This window comes from Mycoplasmopsis felis (assembly GCF_034647055.2).
Taxonomy (GTDB): Bacteria; Bacillota_I; Bacilli_A; order Mycoplasmatales; family Metamycoplasmataceae; genus Mycoplasmopsis; species Mycoplasmopsis felis.
The window spans coordinates 108379-125518 of sequence record NZ_CP141047.2; the positions used below are offsets into that span (position 1 = coordinate 108379).

The window sequence follows — 17140 nt, forward strand, 5'->3', positions numbered from 1 at the left end:
CTCCGCAATTATAATAAAAAAAACTGTGTCACTTACTAAAAATAAACAAAAAAAGTGGATAACCACTTTTAATTATTAGCATCTATTAATGTATATCTAATATTTCTTCCACCGTTTAATTCATCAAAATTCGATTTTGTTGCACCAGAGTAAGTTAAATTTGCGCTTGGTCAGTCTTGAGTAGAACGAATATATTCATTTAAACTAAAATTATTTAGTTTGTTTTCTGATATTAATAATTTTGGATAAGTATTTATGTATTGAAAGACTTCATTTTTTATTATAGTTTTTTTATCTTTATTTATTTTTACTTCTAAATCTAATCTAAAGATATAACCTTCATTTGTTAAAAAGTAAATTCTTTCTTCTATTTTTTTATAATTTTCTTCATCTTCATCAACTTCTTTATTAACCCTTTCTTGAATAACATAATCTAGAATCAAATTTGATTCAGGTGAATAAAAGTCACTAAAGATTTTTTGCTTTGATTCTACTTCATCTTGGTTGTCTTGAATTGCAAATTCATCAGTTTGTATGTCTGGATATTGTATAAACTTGAATTTATCTATATTAAATAAATAAAATAGTCAATTTTCGGTTAATAATTTCGAGATTGCCTCATCACCTTTTTGGGTTGTAAAATTTCTTAATGTTTTAAATGTTTGAAAATCAAATCTTCCTCTATCATGAGGTCTAATAATATTATTTGCATATCTAAATCATGTCTTTAAATTTTTTAAATACTCATTAACATTAATTTCTTTTTGTGAATTAATATAATCATTAATTTCTTGTTCATTGCTATATAACTTATTTAATATATATTGAATATGTTTTTGATTTACAAAAGAGTTTCATTTTTCTTCATTAGCATTTACTTCTATAGTTTTACTATATTTAATTTCGTTCTTTGTTTCTTGTGTACAAGATATTGAAAGAGGAATTAAAAATGAGAAAAGTGAAAAAGTTGCTATTAATTTAATTAATTTATTTTTCATTATTCTCCTTTATAATAACCAAAAACAAATGCTGGTTCACCATATTTTTGTTTTTTGACCATTATATTTTCGAATTCATTATTTGAGTTTGGTCATTGATGAATAAACAGTGCATGTATTACAGAAGAAATAACTTGTAATGATAAAACATTTGCTTTAGAATTACCGAAATATCAATTCATTGCTTTTATTGAAATCAATGGGTTTTCTGTATCTGTTTGACTTATGATAATTCTAATTATTAATTTATCTTTACGAATATAATAAATAACTCCGCCTCTAAATTCTTTACTCTCGTCACCTTGTTGCATTGATTCTAAAAATGAATCTTTAAATTCAAAGTTTTTATATGGTGCTTTTTCATCAATTATATTTTTATATTCTGAACTTGCTGTTTTTCCATTTTGCAAACCATCATAAACATATTCTATTGTTTGAAATTCAAATTCATTTAAATTAGTTAGAAAATAGTATCAATTTTTTGAATAGAATTCATTTTGTTTTTGAATATATTCTAATTGTTTTTGACGTATTGGTTGTAATTCTAAAAGAATTTCTTTTAATCTATCCTGATTTTCTTTGATTTCTTCAGAGTTTTTTTTCGGATCAAAACGAAGTGATCTTAATTCTTCTTCAATATCTCTAATTTCTTGAATTAGTTTATTTAATTTGTCTTGATCTACTAAATTCTTAAATTCTGTAGCTACCTTTTTAAACTCCTCTTTAATTAAAGTTTTATTTTGTTCTTGTTCTTCTTTAAACTTTTGTATTCTTATTGGATTAAATTTAAATAAATCATTTAATAAATTTTCTAATATTCTTGTTGTGTTTTTTCTTTGTTTTTCTTCAGTGGTACCTAAAATTTCATCTTGGTTTGAAATTATTTTACTTAGGCTTCTTACATTTTCATGTGAATAATTGGCACATGACAAAGCAACAAAAGGACTAAATAGAAGTATGCTACTTAATGTTTTTTTAAATTTCATTTGCTGCTCCCAATGTGAATCTGTTTAATTTATTTTCAAATGATTTATTAAATTTTAAAACCGAGTTATATAAGACTTCAGAATAATTTTCATTATTAAACAAAGTCATAAATACTTCATCATTATGTTTTTGATAAATTCTCTGTCTCGCTTTAAATTTTATATATGCGGGTATTTCTATATTTTGGTTGATTTGATTTATTTGTTCATCTTTAGAATCAATATTTTCATATAATCTTCAAGCGCTTATTAATTTTCCTTCAAAACTATCTTCTTCATAATTCTGATCATTAGATAATAAATCCTTAACAAACTTTTCTAACCCTGATTTTATAAAACGAAATCTTGAAAATACTCTTCTATTTGTTTTTTCACTAGGTGGAATAGAATCAAATATTTCACCTATTTCAAATAAAATATCATCTTTTTCTTCTTCTATTTGACTTATTTCATTTAATTTAGCTAAATATTTATTAATTTCATTTTCATTAAAATACTTATTGTTTTTTATACTTTCGTCTTGTAAAAGAGTATCTGCATTTTCTTTAAAATTCTCTACTACACTAGAAATTGCCGTTTCATTTTCTTTGTTAAAAACCTCTATGTAATATTCTTTTATTTTTGAAATTAAATTATTTACATTATCAGAGGTTTTGTTTGTTGGAACTAACATTTCCGGCAAAATAAATAGTTTTGTTTCAGTTGTATTATTGTGCTCAATATTAAATAAATAAGAAATTAATAAAACACCGGTTTTATCTTCTCAAAATAATATTTTTCCTTCTTTATATTTATTTTGATCTTGAGCAATATCTCTGTATTCTTCTGGAAGAATTTCTAAGAAATCTATTTCATGAAATTTCTGGATATTTAGTTCTTTTAATTGAAATAATAAATTAGAATTATCTTTTATTTCTTGATTTTCATTTTCTAAAGATAATTGTTTTAAAAATACATCTTTAATACTTTCCTTTGTTTCTTCATTTATTATTAAAGTATCATTAAATCTTCAGTTAAATGGGTTTAGTTGAAATGTAAATTTATGTATGTTATTTAAATATCAATATCAATTATTTTCTAATATATCTTTTATTTTTTTAGACCCTCTTAATGCGTATTTTCCTAAAATCTCATTTCTATTACTATCAGAAACATACACAAATAAAGGAGCAAATGTTAAAGATGAATTAATTTCTGAAAAAGTAGTATCACTAATTTGAGATTGCTTATTAAGAAAATCAACTTTTTCTATAGTGTTTTCTTTAAAAATATATCTATTTAATATTAGATCACCCTGACTTTCATTTTTTGTTATTTTATTTAAAAAATCTGCATAATTATGATTTAGTTTTGGAGGGTTTGTAAATTCTTGTTTTCTTTGGTATCTTTTTGATAGTTCACCTATTCATATTATTCCGGTTGTTATTGATGCAAAACAAGCAAATCAAATACTAGTTTTGAATAATTTTTTCATAAAAAACATCCTCTAAACTTTTTGTTTTAACTCCTGAATAAACGATTTTTCCTTTATGAATTAATGTAAAAGAATCGACAAATTTATCTATTTCACTTAATATATGTGAACTTATAAATATAGTAGTACCATTTTGGTTTAATTCTTGTAATATTGAAAATAATTGATATCTAGCAGTTGGATCTAAGTTTGCTGCTGGTTCATCTAGAACTATTATTTCTGGATCATTTAATAAAGCTTGAATAAGTAAAACTTTTTTCTTTTGGCCTGATGAAAATTCAAAAGGTTTTTTATATTTTAAATCAGTTATTTCAAATTTACTTAATAATTCATCTATTTTTTTATTAACTTGGTTTTTATTAAGACCTGTGAACATTCCTAAAAACTTTAAGTATTCAAAAGTATTCATCTCTTTTGGAAAAATTGTGTTTTCTGGTACATAACCTAATTTTTGTCTGCTTTGGGGTTTTTGGATATTTATTCCATTGAGAACTATCTGACCACTATAATTTATATAAGAACCAATAATAGTTTTAATTGTTGTTGTTTTACCTGCTCCGTTTTCTCCTATAAAAGCATGGAAAGAACCTTTAGGAACATTAAAGGTTAAATCAAAAATACCTGCTTTTTCTTTTCTTGATTTATAAATTTTTGTCAAATTCTTAACCTGTAAAATATTTTCCATTATTTATAGTCCTTACGATAGTATAGTTTGTTATTTCATACAAGAAGTAAAATTCCCAATATTCCTCAAATGCCAAAATAAATATTTTTTTCTACTACTTTTATATTACTTCTAGAAATTTCATAAATTTCTTCTAGAGGTTGGAATAAATAGTTATCCGATTTGCTTAGATCATATCTGATAACTATCTTTGCTTGTTTAGAACCATTTATTTCTTCTTCTTGGATGATTTGTTTTGGTGTAAATGAAGAATAACCACCTAATTTGTAATTATAGTTGTCAATTTTTAATAAAAATTGTTCAGGTTCATAATTTTGTGTGTTTTCATTAAATAAGATAGCATCTAGTAACTTAGAATCATTATATGTAAAATATGCAAAATATAATAAACCAATAGCTAGATAAACTTTTTTTTCTGTTAAGTTTTTAATATTCTTGTTTTTTATTGATGCTGGATTTAAAACTATTGAACTAACATCATTTATTTGCAATAAGTGTGATGAATCAGAATTTATTGCATTAGTTAAATTTTCAATAAAGTAAATTTTTGTTTCTTCTTGTGAGAAATCTTTAATGTTTTTATTAATATCATCAAAAAACTTCAATGCATAATCTTGGAAAGTTAAGTTTTCTAATAAATCTAATAAATATGGTCATTTTATTTCACCAACTAAGTTATCAGTTGTTGTAAATGAATTATTATCCTCTGGGAACTCTACATTAAATGAATCTGCATTTTCTCTTGCATAGATAATGTTTGTATTAATTAAATTTTCCTTAATTGATTTGTTTTTTAAGGCACCGGGAACTAAGTATGCTTTTTTATTAACAATAACTGCATCTATTGCAGGTTGTGTTTCTGTTGCGTTTGTAGATTCAGTGCTTTGGCTTTTATCAATTACATTGTATTGTTTTAGATTTGATTTTGATAATAAGTCATAATTATAACTAAACGAATCTAGTTGATTATAAAATAAATAATTACTTAAATTCGTAGTGTTATTAGAACTAAAAGTGTCAAATATATTTGTGTTATTTACATTAAAAATATCTAACATTTGATATGGTGTTACTAAATAAGAGTAAATTTGTCATTCTTTGGCAGAGTTTTTTGAATTTGAATATGCTAGATTTAAAAACTTCTTTTGGTCGTTTCTAAAATTATCATTTTGATATCCATTAGGAATAATATAATATGAATCATTTTGATTATTTAAATAAAACTGTTCAGCATTCAATCTTTTTCCTGTGGAGTGATTTTCATATGGAATATTTAAATAATATGCAAAATTGTTAGCAGTAGATGTGCTCTTTCCTGAAATAACTGTACCACCTATCGCAAGAGGACTAAATAATAAAATAGGTAATGTTATAGCTATTTTAGTATTTGTCTTGTATGCTATCAATGAACTTAAATAACCAAATAATATATATGATAAATAAAATACACCAATAGTAATCAAAATTAAATTTCAATGAGTATTTAGAATGTTAAGACTTCAAATAATTATTGTATTACTAATTAATATGATTAAAGTTCAATAAAAAGCAAATAATAAGTTAGATATAGTTCTTCCTCAAATTATACTTTTTCTAGAAATAGGTTTAGATAATGTCAATAATTCTATTCCCTCTTCTTCTAAATCTTTATAAACATTAATGGATTTTAAAGCAGCAAAAAAAATAGTGATTAATAGTTCTATAAAAACTAATATATAAATAAATAGTAATTTTTGGTTGTTATTAATTTCTATGAAACTAAAAACACCAAAAAATATAAATGAACTCAATAATATAATCATTGGAATTATTATTGTGTTTTGCTTTTTTAAAATTAATTTATGTATAAAAAATACATAATGTCTAAGTGAATTCATAAAACCTTTCTATGTAATATATTACCAAATAGTAATATAATAAGATTATACAATGGAATAGATTTTTAAAAAGTAAATAAAAAGCAAATTAATTTGCTTTTTTTGTATAAATTAATATTTTTTTAATTAGTTCATCTCTTGTTAATTCATCATAACCAACTATATTTAGTTTTTTTGCTATGGAGTGTAGTTCTTCTTGTGTTAAGTCATTTAATTTTTTATATTCAAATGAATCTTCAATGTTTTCTTGATTTTTTTCTTCTTTTTTTGTTTCTGTTTTAAATCCACTGGGAGCATATGGATTTCCTGTTCTGATATTTTCCATATATTCTTTACTTAGTTCTTCCATTGCTTTTATTGTTTGGATATATACAAATGCCTTTTTGACTGCTTTAACTTTTCTATCTACAAAAACTATTAATATAAAGTATAAAATAACATTAATTATATTTATACTGAATAAAAACATACTGATTGAGAATTCTTTTAGAATAGTTGTATCAAAGGAACTAGAAAGAAAGATTATAGCTTGAATTATGTGAATCAATCCCATAATTCAGGTTAATCAAATAACTCATGAAGATAAATAAGAAAAATTTTTATTTTTTATACTGTTTTTAATTGATAATATAAAAACGACTACAACAAATCAATAAAATAAATTTTGAAACATTGTGAATACTATTTCTCTTATGTATTGTGATTCATAAACAGATGATGGGTAAAGTTCGTTATTAGATAACTCTGTCAATCTTTTTTTCATTTCTATATATTCTTGTCTTGCAGAACCTAAATAAATCAAATAAATTGTTGGTAGTAAGGTTGTTAAAAATATTAAACCCAAGTATAAAAAGACTCATAATTTAAATTCTTTATTGTGTGCTTTTCATAATTCAGATGTTGTTTTTATTTCGTTATTGTATAAATTTTTCACTTGTCTCCTTTTCTTGTTTTATGAATTCATCAAAATTAAAGTTGTTAAATACATCAAATTCTTTTGGTGGTTTGCAATAAAACTTCAAACTCTCCCTTGTTATCGGATGTTCAAATTCTAACATATATGCATGTAATCTTTGTCCAAATTCATCTACTTTTTTCCCATACATAGGATCTCCATAAACAGGATTTCCTATGTACTTTAGATGTACTCTAATTTGATGAGTTCTACCTGTTTCCAGTTCGCACTTTACCAAAGACTTAGGCTCATTATTTATATAAAAAGTATCTAATAATGTAACATGAGTTATTGCATTTTTAGAATTTATATTAGTTACAGTCATTATTTGTCTATCTGAAGTAGATCTTCCTATCGGTAGATTTAAAAGCAATTTTTTATCTTCTATAATACCATCACAAATAGCTAAATATTTTCTGTTAATATCGTGTGTAGAAAATTTTTCTGATAATAGTTGATGTATTTGATTATTTTTAGCAATTACCAACAAACCTGATGTATCCTTATCAATTCGATGTACAATCCCTGGTCTTAATAATCCATTTTTGTCTGATAAGTTGTTTTTAAAATGATATAAAAGTCCATTGGCTAAAGTATTATTTGTATGACCTGCAGCTGGATGAACTACCATTCCAGATGGTTTATGAATAACACACAAATATTCATCATCATAAATGATATCTAAATCCATTTTTTCAGGTTCTATTTTTATTTCTTTATTCAAAACTTGTAGAACCTTAATTATTTGACCTTCTCTTACAGTAAATTTGGGCTTATTAACTAAAACATCATCAACTAAAACTACTCTTTCTTCAATTAATTGTTTAATATTATTGCGCGAAATTTCAGAATGATTAGAAATATATTTATCAATTCTTTCTGTATATTGAACTTTTAATTCTAGCATTATTTTATTATATCAAATATTAAACTTATAATACTTATTATAATTTAGTGATAAATGTTAACTTATTTCATATGATAATTAACTTTTAATATAATGCTTGTATTTCTGAGTTCAATAAAATAAAATGACGAATAACCCTATAAAATAGAAGAATTCGTCATTTTATATATCTAATTTACTATGTATAAAATAATTAAAATAATAAATATAAAGATAAAAAGAAATCTATTGCTTAAGTGGATTTATTCGTCAAATTCTTTAAAATATCATGGTAAAGAATATAAGTAAGGATTTTTTGCATTAGCCTTCATTATATATGAAGCAAGTGATCTTTTGTTGTTTAATTCTAATGGATTTTCTTTATTTCAATTTATTCCGAAGTAATTAAAATCATTAGTGCTGTATGCCCAACTTTGTAAGAAAGTTAGTGGTGCACCAGAGTTAATAGTAGAAATAAATTGATTGTCCATCCCTATTACTCCGGTACCTGAATTACCAGCATTGAAAAAGGTTTGTATATAACCATTTTGTCTTGAAAAACCAACTGAAAAATCATTAGAACTTGATCTGTTAACTATATAACCATTTTGTTTTGCTAATGGGAAACCATTAAATGCATATTGTCTTCTTACTGGTCCAAAAAATTCTAAATGATCAGTTCCGTTAGTTTCTAATTTTAAAGGAGGTAATTTAAATCAATTTTCTAGTCAAGCAGCTTGCAAGAATCTTCCTGTTCTTCTTGCTTGCTTAATAAGAGGTTTGATATCTATAACAAAAACTGTCATATCAACAAATTTATTAGATTCATCACCATTCATATTTTGTTGTTTTAAACCTGTTCAAATTACTTGACTTTTTGCATTATTTACATTATATAAACCACCTCAATAACTAAACCCATTATCTATGTTATTTGAATAATCAGGAGCAGCTATAGCTAGATATCTACCACTATTTTCTCTATCAGGTATATTATCTCCTGTAATTGAATCTATATCAAAGTTATGTCCTGCTTCAACGTGATTGTTAGTGATAATATAAAATTTCCCATCTTTAGGATCATCATTAACTTTAGATAACATTGTTGCAGAACCAAAACTATAACCAAAAGTTCTACTTCTGGAGTTATCTACTATATCTAATGTATTTGTTTCTCAAATTTTATGAATAAACTCAAAATCTTGTATATATCCATCATGTAATTTATAGTGAACATTTTGATTGGGATTGTATTTATCTAAATTGTATATTTTAGGATCACTATAAAAAAGAATAGGTTGTCCTTCTTGGTTATAGTCAATTTTATTGTAATCAAATTTATTTGTTGTTATTTGGAAATTTTCTTCTTCGACAGTATTTTTATATTCTATATGAACTGCAGCACCATTATTTGCTAATAAAAATGCTTTTTCAGGTAAAAACTCGTCGAATCTTGGGCTGTTATAGAAATTAGAACCAGTTAATAAGTTCTTTTGAACATTATCAACTAATAATTTGTATTGATTACTTGTTATTGTAAAAATAAATTCTATATCATTATTATCCTTTAAATTAGCAGTTAAGCTAAAATTAATTGTAGGAGCTAATCTAGCACCATTATTTTCGAAATAAACATTAGATGTTTGTCCTGATATAGAGATAGATTTTTGAGTTTTTAGTAAATCATAATCAAAAGTAAAATCATATCCTTCTTTTTGACCTCTTCCGTTTATTCTGCTTAATCTCTTAGCATTTTGAACTAATGTATTACCAAATAAATGTAAGTGAATTTTTCTGTTATTGGAATTATTTGATTCAAAAGTCTTTTCGAGATACTTAGATTTTAAAGTTCAGTTTGCCCTATTATTTTCTTTATCATAGTTTCATAATGCATCTTTATAATAGAATTCTAATTCTCTGCTTCTAAGAACATTATTATTCTCTTCAAAAACTGTTGTAAGAGGTATTGTTTTAGAAATATTTAATTCTGCAACATTATTTGAAATATTATTAAATCCTTCTAATAAGTATCAAGTATTACTTTTTATAGTAGCACCATTTTTTACATATTTTAATTTTATATATGCTTTATTGTTTTGGTGTGGTTTAATTTCGTCTAATTTAATATTATCTGAATTTATACTAAAGTTATTGTATGTTAATGCAGTGCTTTTTATAGTAATATAATTACTAAAATTATTTTCAGTCAATTGGTTAGCACTTATTGTATTTAGATTTTGAATTGTAAAATCAGATTTTTTAATTTTGTTCAATATAACTTCTGGATATAGTTTTTCTTTATAATCATTAACTAGATTAATTAATGTTATTTTGTGGCTTGTTTTATATCTAATATTAGTATTCTGTTTGTTTATGAATCCTAATTTAAAACTCATTTCTCCTTTATTTTCACTTGTTACATCATAAAAATAAATAAAATATTTTTGATATAAACTATTTGTATCAACATCATTGGATACATCAGAATCTTTAAAAATATTAGATTCTTGAAGGGTTATAGAATTAGAATTACTTGTTTTTGGAGTTTCGTCTTTATTTGAATCTTTGTTTGTAAATGAACCATTCTGGTCATTTGGTTTTTCATCAACATTAGTAATTGTATTTTTTAGAGTTAAAACATAATTTAGCATTAAAGAGGCATTTTGTTCAATTACATCTTTTGGATCTAAAACTCTATAATGAACAGATTTACTTCCCACTTCAGCTTGTGCTTTTCTATAATCAAAATTTCTTCCATTAATTTTGTTTATTGCATCAATGTCGCTTTGAGGTAGGTTATTTGCTTCTTGGCCTAAAGGAATAGGGATAAAGTCTTGATCTGTAAAATGAGAATTATTTTTTGGTTTGATATCTCTATATTGAACTGGTTTTCAATTTTTTATAACTATACTCATTCTATCTTTAAAATTAACATCTCTTTCACTTGGATTAGGTGTTAATGGCATTTCTTTATTGTTTTCATCTTTATACCAGAAAAATATTTTTGCTTCACCTTTTAAATTATCTTTAGAAATTGTTTCTTTGGCAAAAATCTGATATTTCCCTATTTTTGGTCATATATAAAATTCATTTATAAAAGCTGCTGGATCTTTTTCAATTACCGAATGATGTCCATGAGTATTATTAGAATTTTTTATATTAATTAAATCATATAATTTTTCACCTGATTTATCATTGAAAATGTCAATAATTTTATTTTTATATTTTTCATCAACTGAATCAGATACTTCTTTGTAATAAGTTTCATTAGTTATTTTAAGTGGAATTTCTTTTGATATACCATTTTTAGAAATAACAAAGGTAAAAATAGCAGAAACTCCTAATTCATTAGATACAACATCAAATAAGGAACCAGAATTTTCTTTTAAAACTATTGTTGAGTTTTCTGGAACTACAAAATCTAGAACATCATTATCTGTTTGAGTAAATCATTTAATAAGAATTTGTTTTACTTCTTCTGAAGAAAGTTGATTATTTTGGACAGAATTATATTTTTTGTCTAGTTTCGGAAAACCTTGTTCATTGTTTGGTTTTCTTGTAGCAGATTCAACAATAAATTCTTTATTATTGAATTCATTTTTAATTGTTTCATAGAAAGGTTTAATTTTTTTGAATCAGAATCAATATCTAAATAATTGGAATTCTTTTGCTGTTTCTGTGTATGGCTTATTTTGCATTTCAGCAAATAAATTAAAATAATTTGGAGCTTTAAAATAATCGCTATTTTCTTTAAAAGTTTCTTTTAACTTAATATTTGTTTCTAATGTTTGTTCGGGAAGAAAATCTGCAACATCATTTGAATTTATTTTAAGAGTTTTAATGATAGATTCATTTAATAAGAACTCTATATCTAATTGTATTTTGTTTTCTTGGTTTGAAAATGATGTAGAATTGTTTTTTATTCTATATTTAAAATACTCATTAGTATAAGTTTTATTTTCTTTAATATAATTACTTAAATTACTTAAATTTAATTCAGATTTTTTTAAATTACTTAAACCAATGTAATCAATATCATATAATTCTTCTAGATTCGTAATACTTATATTATTAATTTTTTCATTAATATCAATTGATGAGTTTATTTCTTTAATGTTCAAAGAACCTCTTACCATCGCTGTTTCATTAGCATTATTTTTGTTAGTTGCCTTATAATTAAAATTGACTATATTTTTGTTTTCATTATTAATTGAAACACTTTCTAACTTATAATCTATTTCAGAATCATTTTGTTCAAGTAAGTATAATTTTGCGTTTTCTTTGTTAAATGAAAGTGATGATAAGTACCTTTTTAAATCATATTTATCTAACCTTGGATCTAGTTCAACTCTAAGTTTACTTTGAGCAAGGGTTTCAAAAGAAACATTTTGAATATTATATTTTTGTTTTAATTCGTTTAGTTTATTTGAATAGTTTTGTAATTTTTGTTTTGTTTCTGTTTTATATTGGCTAATGTTGTTTATATCAAAATCAATTATTTGTCCACTATTATTAATGTTAGTTAGGGTCTGATTTTCTAAATTATTCAATTCATTTATTTCTTCTTGTGTTAAATTAGCAGAATTCAAAAGATTTCTATCTATTTTATTTGATTCAAAAATTGTAAATAATTCTTGTAAAGAGTGTAGTGAATTTATTTTTTCTTGAATAACATTTACTAAATTTTGATTTTCTAGTCAAGTATTTAATTTTTGAATAATTTCAGCAGTGAAGTCCCTTAAATTTAATAAAGAATTAAAGTTATTTTTAATTTCATTTAATAAAACTAAACCATTTAATCTTCTAAATTCAGTGTTTAATTCATTTTTATATGAAACTAAGTTATTTAAATATACATCATTTTTTTGTATGTTTTCTACATCTTTTAATTCATCGTCTTCTGCACTAAAGTTATTATTATTTATGAGTTCTTCTAATTTGTCTTTGTTACTACTATTCAAATATAAAGGATCGTTATTTGCTTTTAGATTTTGGTAATTTTTTATTATTTCATTTATTCCTTCTTTGTTTGAATTTAAAGAAACAGCTCTATTTTTTAATAAATCAATATTTGCTTTGGTTATAGAATCGTTAATTTCATCTATAAATTTATTTTTTGTACTTTGTGTTAATAAATTTAAAGAGTTTAAGAAGGTTTTATTTTCGGTTTTGTATTGGTTTAGTTCTTCATTATCTGAACTTCCCCTTCTTAATTTTTTAGTAACAACATCTAGAATTTTTCAAATCTTATTATTTAGTGAGTCTAAATCGCTTATAAAATTACTTTTATCTTCTATTAATGCATTATATTTATCTATTTCTTCTTGTATTGTTATGTCATTTGGATATTCTTGTTTAATAGAATTCAATTGATTTGTTAAATCTTTATATTCTATTGCTTTTTCTAAATAATCATTAAAATTCCTTGGTGCATTAGAAAAAACAACTACTTCAGAATAATCTATATCTAAGCCTAATTCATTGAATTTTGTTATAAAGTCTTCATAGTCTTTTTTATAACTTAAGAAATTCGTTTCATGTGATTTTGCATCAAATTTTATTTGAGCAATTTTATTATTAATTTCTTTAATATTAACTATTTCAGCATTTCTATTGATAAAAGAATTTAATTCATCTAAATAACTTTTATACCCAAATACAGAGAATGAAAAATCTTTATGATCTGATTGGTAATTTAAAAATTTTTTGAATGAATCTCTTAATACTTCATCTCTTACAAAAAACTCTTGTTTTGTATTTAATTCTTCTCTAAGATTTGTATAATTTCTCAAAAACACTTTTAGTTGTTCATAATACAAATTAGTAGTAAGTTCATCATATGTATCTTGAGATTTTAAATTTTCAATGATTTTGTTCTTGAATCCAGAAATGTCTTGATAACTCTCTATAAATAAATTATTAGTTTTTTCAATAAACTCTTGATTCTTGTTATCCACAACAGGGTCAGTAGGTCTTTTTTCATCATCTGTTTTTCCTGGTTCATTGCTTGTTTCATAATTTTTCTTTAGTCCCAATGTTGAACCAATAATTATTGATGATAAAGAAACTAATGAAACAACACCACCTATAATAATTAATTTTCTTTTTTTCTTTTTATCCATTTTTTACCTTTCATTAATAATGAAATTATACATTTTTCAATTTTTTTGTTTTTTAATAAAAATATTATCATAAATGTTTTATTTTTGTTTTATATTTAAAATAATTTATATATACCTTGCTTAAAACTTTATTATTTTTAATTAAAATAAAAAGTTTATAATTTAAAGAATATATTAAATAAAAAAGGAAAAAATGCTAAAAATATTAAATCATCCCCTTATAAGAATTAAAATGACAAAATTGCGTGATAAAGAAACAAAACACAAAGAGTTTCGAAATATTTTAAACGAAATCGCATCATTAATGGTTTTTGAAATAATGAGAGAATATGAAACAAAAACAAAAATTGTTATAACTCCATTGAATCAAAAATTTATTGGCGAAACTTTTCTAAAAGAAATAATTTTAGTCCCTATCCTTAGGGCAGGATTAGGGATGGTTGAGGGTTTACTTAATCTCATACCTAATGCTAGAGTCGGACATATAGGTATGTATAGAGATGAAACCACTTTATCTCCTCATCCATATTACTTTAAAATGCCTAATGTACCTAAAGATAGTTTAATTTTTGTTGTAGATCCCATGTTAGCAACAGGAAATTCTGCGGTAGATGCAATAAAACAAATAAAAAAAGAAGGTTTTACTAATATACAATTAATTTGTTTATTAGGAGTTAAAGAAGGTGTTGAGAATGTAATAAAAAATTTTGGTAAAGACTTTAATATTTATTTAGCATCTTTAGATGAAAAATTAAATTCAAACGGTTATATAGAACCAGGTTTAGGTGATGCTGGTGATAGAATTTTCGGAACTAAATAGGAGGATTATGTCAAAATATAAAGAAATAGAAAAGAAATGACAAAATTATTGAATTGAAAATAAATTATTTGAACCTAAAAATGACTTTAATTTACCTAAAAAATATATTGTTAGTATGTTTCCGTATCCTAGTGGAAAAATACATATGGGACATGTTCGAAACTATGTTTTGGGTGATGCAATTGCTCGTTTTTACAGAAGAAATAACTATAATGTATTCCACCCATTTGGTTGAGATGCTTTTGGTTTACCAGCAGAAAATGCAGCTATAAAAAATAAAGTTCATCCAAAAGAATGGACTTATAAAAATATAGAAATAATGGATAAAGAAATACAAAAATTAGGTATTTCTTTTGCTTGGGATCAAAAATGTGTAACCGCAGATCCTTCTTATACAAAATGAGAACAATTTATTTTCCTTAAACTATGAAAGAAAAATTTAATTTACAAAAAACAAAGTTCATTAAATTGATGTGAAAATGATAATACAGTGTTAGCAAATGAACAAGTAATCAATAACAAATGTTGAAGGTGTGATAATGTTGTAGTTCAAAAAGAAATGGAAACATATTATCTAAAAATAACAGAGTATGCTGATGAATTATTGTCAGAACTTAAATCTTTAGAAAATCATTGACCTCAACAAGTGCTAACAATGCAAAAAAACTGAATAGGTAAAAAAACTGAATATAAAATTGATTTATATGTTTTAGAAAACAATTATAAAATAACAATATTTGAAGAAAGTTATGACAAAATATTGAATGCAAATTTTATATCTATTAGTTCAAAGCATGAATTAATAAAAATATGAAAAGAAGAATTTAATATTACGAGAGAACAAGAAGAATATTTAGAAAAAATAAATTCTGCTATCTCTAATAAAGATTTTAGTAAGAAATTGTGTTTAAAAACTCCGTTTAGTGTTATAAATCCTGTCAATGGTAAAGATACACCTATATATGTCACAGATTTTACAAGTTTTAATATTAATAAAAATATAAGTTTTGTTAGCTTTTTAGATGAAACGCAAAAAACTTTTATGAAATTTAATAATATAGTTTTTTCTCATAATGAAAACTCACCATTATTAAAAGAAGAATTATTAACTAAAGATACATATTACAATTTATGTGATTGAGGAATCTCTCGTCAAAGATATTGGGGAACCCCAATTCCTTTAATTAATTGTGATAGTTGTGGAACACTACCTGAAAAAAAAGAAAATTTGCCTGTTTTATTACCTAATGATGTTGAATTTAACGGTAATGGAAATCCAATTTTAACAAGTAAGACTTGACTAGATGTTAAATGTTATAGATGCAATGGTTGAGCAAAAAGAGAAACCGATACATTAGATACATTTTTTGAGTCTAGTTGATATTTTATGAGATACACCACTCCAACTCAATTAAGAGAAGATATATTATTTGAAAAGGAAAATATCAACTACTGAAATCAAGTTGATGAATATATTGGTGGTATTGAACACGCTATATTACACTTATTATATGCAAGATTTTTTACAAAAGCGCTGGCTGATTTGAAATTAATAAATTATCGTGAACCTTTTAAAAATTTACTAACACAAGGGATGGTTTTAAAAGATGGTTCTAAAATGTCTAAATCAAAAGGTAATGTTGTAGAACCAAAAGATATGATTGACAAATATGGGACAGATGCAACAAGGTTATTTGTTTTCTTTGCAGCACCTCCTTCAAAAGAATTAGAATGAAGTGATTCAGGAATAAATGGATGTTATAAATTTTTAAATAAATTTATAACAAGAATACAAGAAGTTTCTAAAATCGAAAATTTTGATTTCCTTAAGATAAAAGAACTAAAATTATCTTCACAAGAAAAAAAAGCGAGAAAAAAACTTTATTTAGGTTTAAAAAAATATATAGAAACTTTTTCTAACAAGGAATTAGAATATTCATATAACACAATCATTGCTTGAGTTATGGAAACATATAATGAATATGAAACAATAACAAATAAATTGTTATTACAAGAAATGTTTTATATCTTATTAAATATATTAGAACCTTTTGCACCTCATACTGCATGGGAATATTCAGAAAAATTATTTAAATTAAAAAATTTAACTGATTTTACTATAGATAAATCTGCTCTAATAGATGATGAAATAAGTTATGGAATAACTGTTAATGGAAAATTAAGAGGTGAAATAACTGTTTCAAAAGACTTGTCTAAAGAAGAAGTATTAAATTTATCTAAAAAACAAATCAATAGTTGAATAGAAAATAAAAAAATAGTTAAAGAGATTTTTGTACCAAACAAACTCATTAACTTTGTAATAAAATAAAGGAGACA

At 23.7% G+C, this 17140-nt stretch carries 10 protein-coding genes; 2 read left to right on the plus strand and 8 right to left on the minus strand.

All coding sequences use genetic code 4. The features are described 5' to 3' along the window. Window positions 1–68: 68 nt before the first annotated feature. The 8 genes from RRG59_RS00575 to RRG59_RS00610 form a co-directional block, all read right to left on the minus strand. A complete protein-coding gene (locus RRG59_RS00575; RefSeq protein WP_260622210.1) occupies window positions 69–998 on the minus strand; it encodes an aromatic motif membrane protein in 930 nt (309 codons plus the stop codon). Then, a complete protein-coding gene (locus RRG59_RS00580; RefSeq protein WP_322902422.1) occupies window positions 998–1984 on the minus strand; it encodes an aromatic motif membrane protein in 987 nt (328 codons plus the stop codon). The genes RRG59_RS00575 and RRG59_RS00580 overlap by 1 nt, the downstream gene beginning before the upstream one ends. Then, window positions 1974–3458 (minus strand): hypothetical protein, encoded by a 1485-nt coding sequence (locus RRG59_RS00585; protein ID WP_322902424.1) that lies wholly within the window; start codon window positions 3456–3458, stop codon window positions 1974–1976. Before RRG59_RS00585 ends, RRG59_RS00580 begins: the two co-directional genes overlap by 11 nt. Further along, the gene (locus tag RRG59_RS00590; protein ID WP_322902426.1) at window positions 3436–4143 is read right to left on the minus strand and encodes an ABC transporter ATP-binding protein; all 708 of its coding nucleotides are present in this window, start codon (window positions 4141–4143) and stop codon (window positions 3436–3438) included. The genes RRG59_RS00585 and RRG59_RS00590 overlap by 23 nt, the downstream gene beginning before the upstream one ends. Beyond that, window positions 4143–6020 carry an ABC transporter permease gene (locus RRG59_RS00595; RefSeq protein WP_322902428.1) on the minus strand — a complete coding sequence of 626 codons (1878 nt, stop codon included), beginning with the start codon at window positions 6018–6020 and terminating at the stop codon, window positions 4143–4145. The genes RRG59_RS00590 and RRG59_RS00595 overlap by 1 nt, the downstream gene beginning before the upstream one ends. A gap of 88 nt (window positions 6021–6108) precedes the next feature. Beyond that, window positions 6109–6954 carry a Rho termination factor N-terminal domain-containing protein gene (locus RRG59_RS00600; RefSeq protein WP_322902430.1) on the minus strand — a complete coding sequence of 282 codons (846 nt, stop codon included), beginning with the start codon at window positions 6952–6954 and terminating at the stop codon, window positions 6109–6111. Continuing rightward, on the minus strand, window positions 6935–7882 hold the full coding sequence (locus RRG59_RS00605) for an RluA family pseudouridine synthase (RefSeq protein ID WP_322902432.1): 948 nt from the start codon (window positions 7880–7882) through the stop codon (window positions 6935–6937). Before RRG59_RS00605 ends, RRG59_RS00600 begins: the two co-directional genes overlap by 20 nt. Before the next feature lie 242 nt (window positions 7883–8124). Next, window positions 8125–13983 carry an MGA_1079 family surface serine endopeptidase gene (locus RRG59_RS00610; RefSeq protein ID WP_322902435.1) on the minus strand — a complete coding sequence of 1953 codons (5859 nt, stop codon included), beginning with the start codon at window positions 13981–13983 and terminating at the stop codon, window positions 8125–8127. A 193-nt stretch (window positions 13984–14176) separates the two neighbouring features. On the opposite strand from RRG59_RS00610, the gene upp reads away from it, so the two are divergent. Next, the gene (gene upp, locus RRG59_RS00615; protein ID WP_322902437.1) at window positions 14177–14803 is read left to right on the plus strand and encodes a uracil phosphoribosyltransferase; all 627 of its coding nucleotides are present in this window, start codon (window positions 14177–14179) and stop codon (window positions 14801–14803) included. Window positions 14804–14810: 7 nt separating this feature from the next. Beyond that, entirely contained in the window at window positions 14811–17132 is a 2322-nt protein-coding gene (locus RRG59_RS00620; protein ID WP_322902439.1) for a class I tRNA ligase family protein, read from the plus strand. The last annotated feature ends 8 nt before the right edge of the window (window positions 17133–17140 follow it).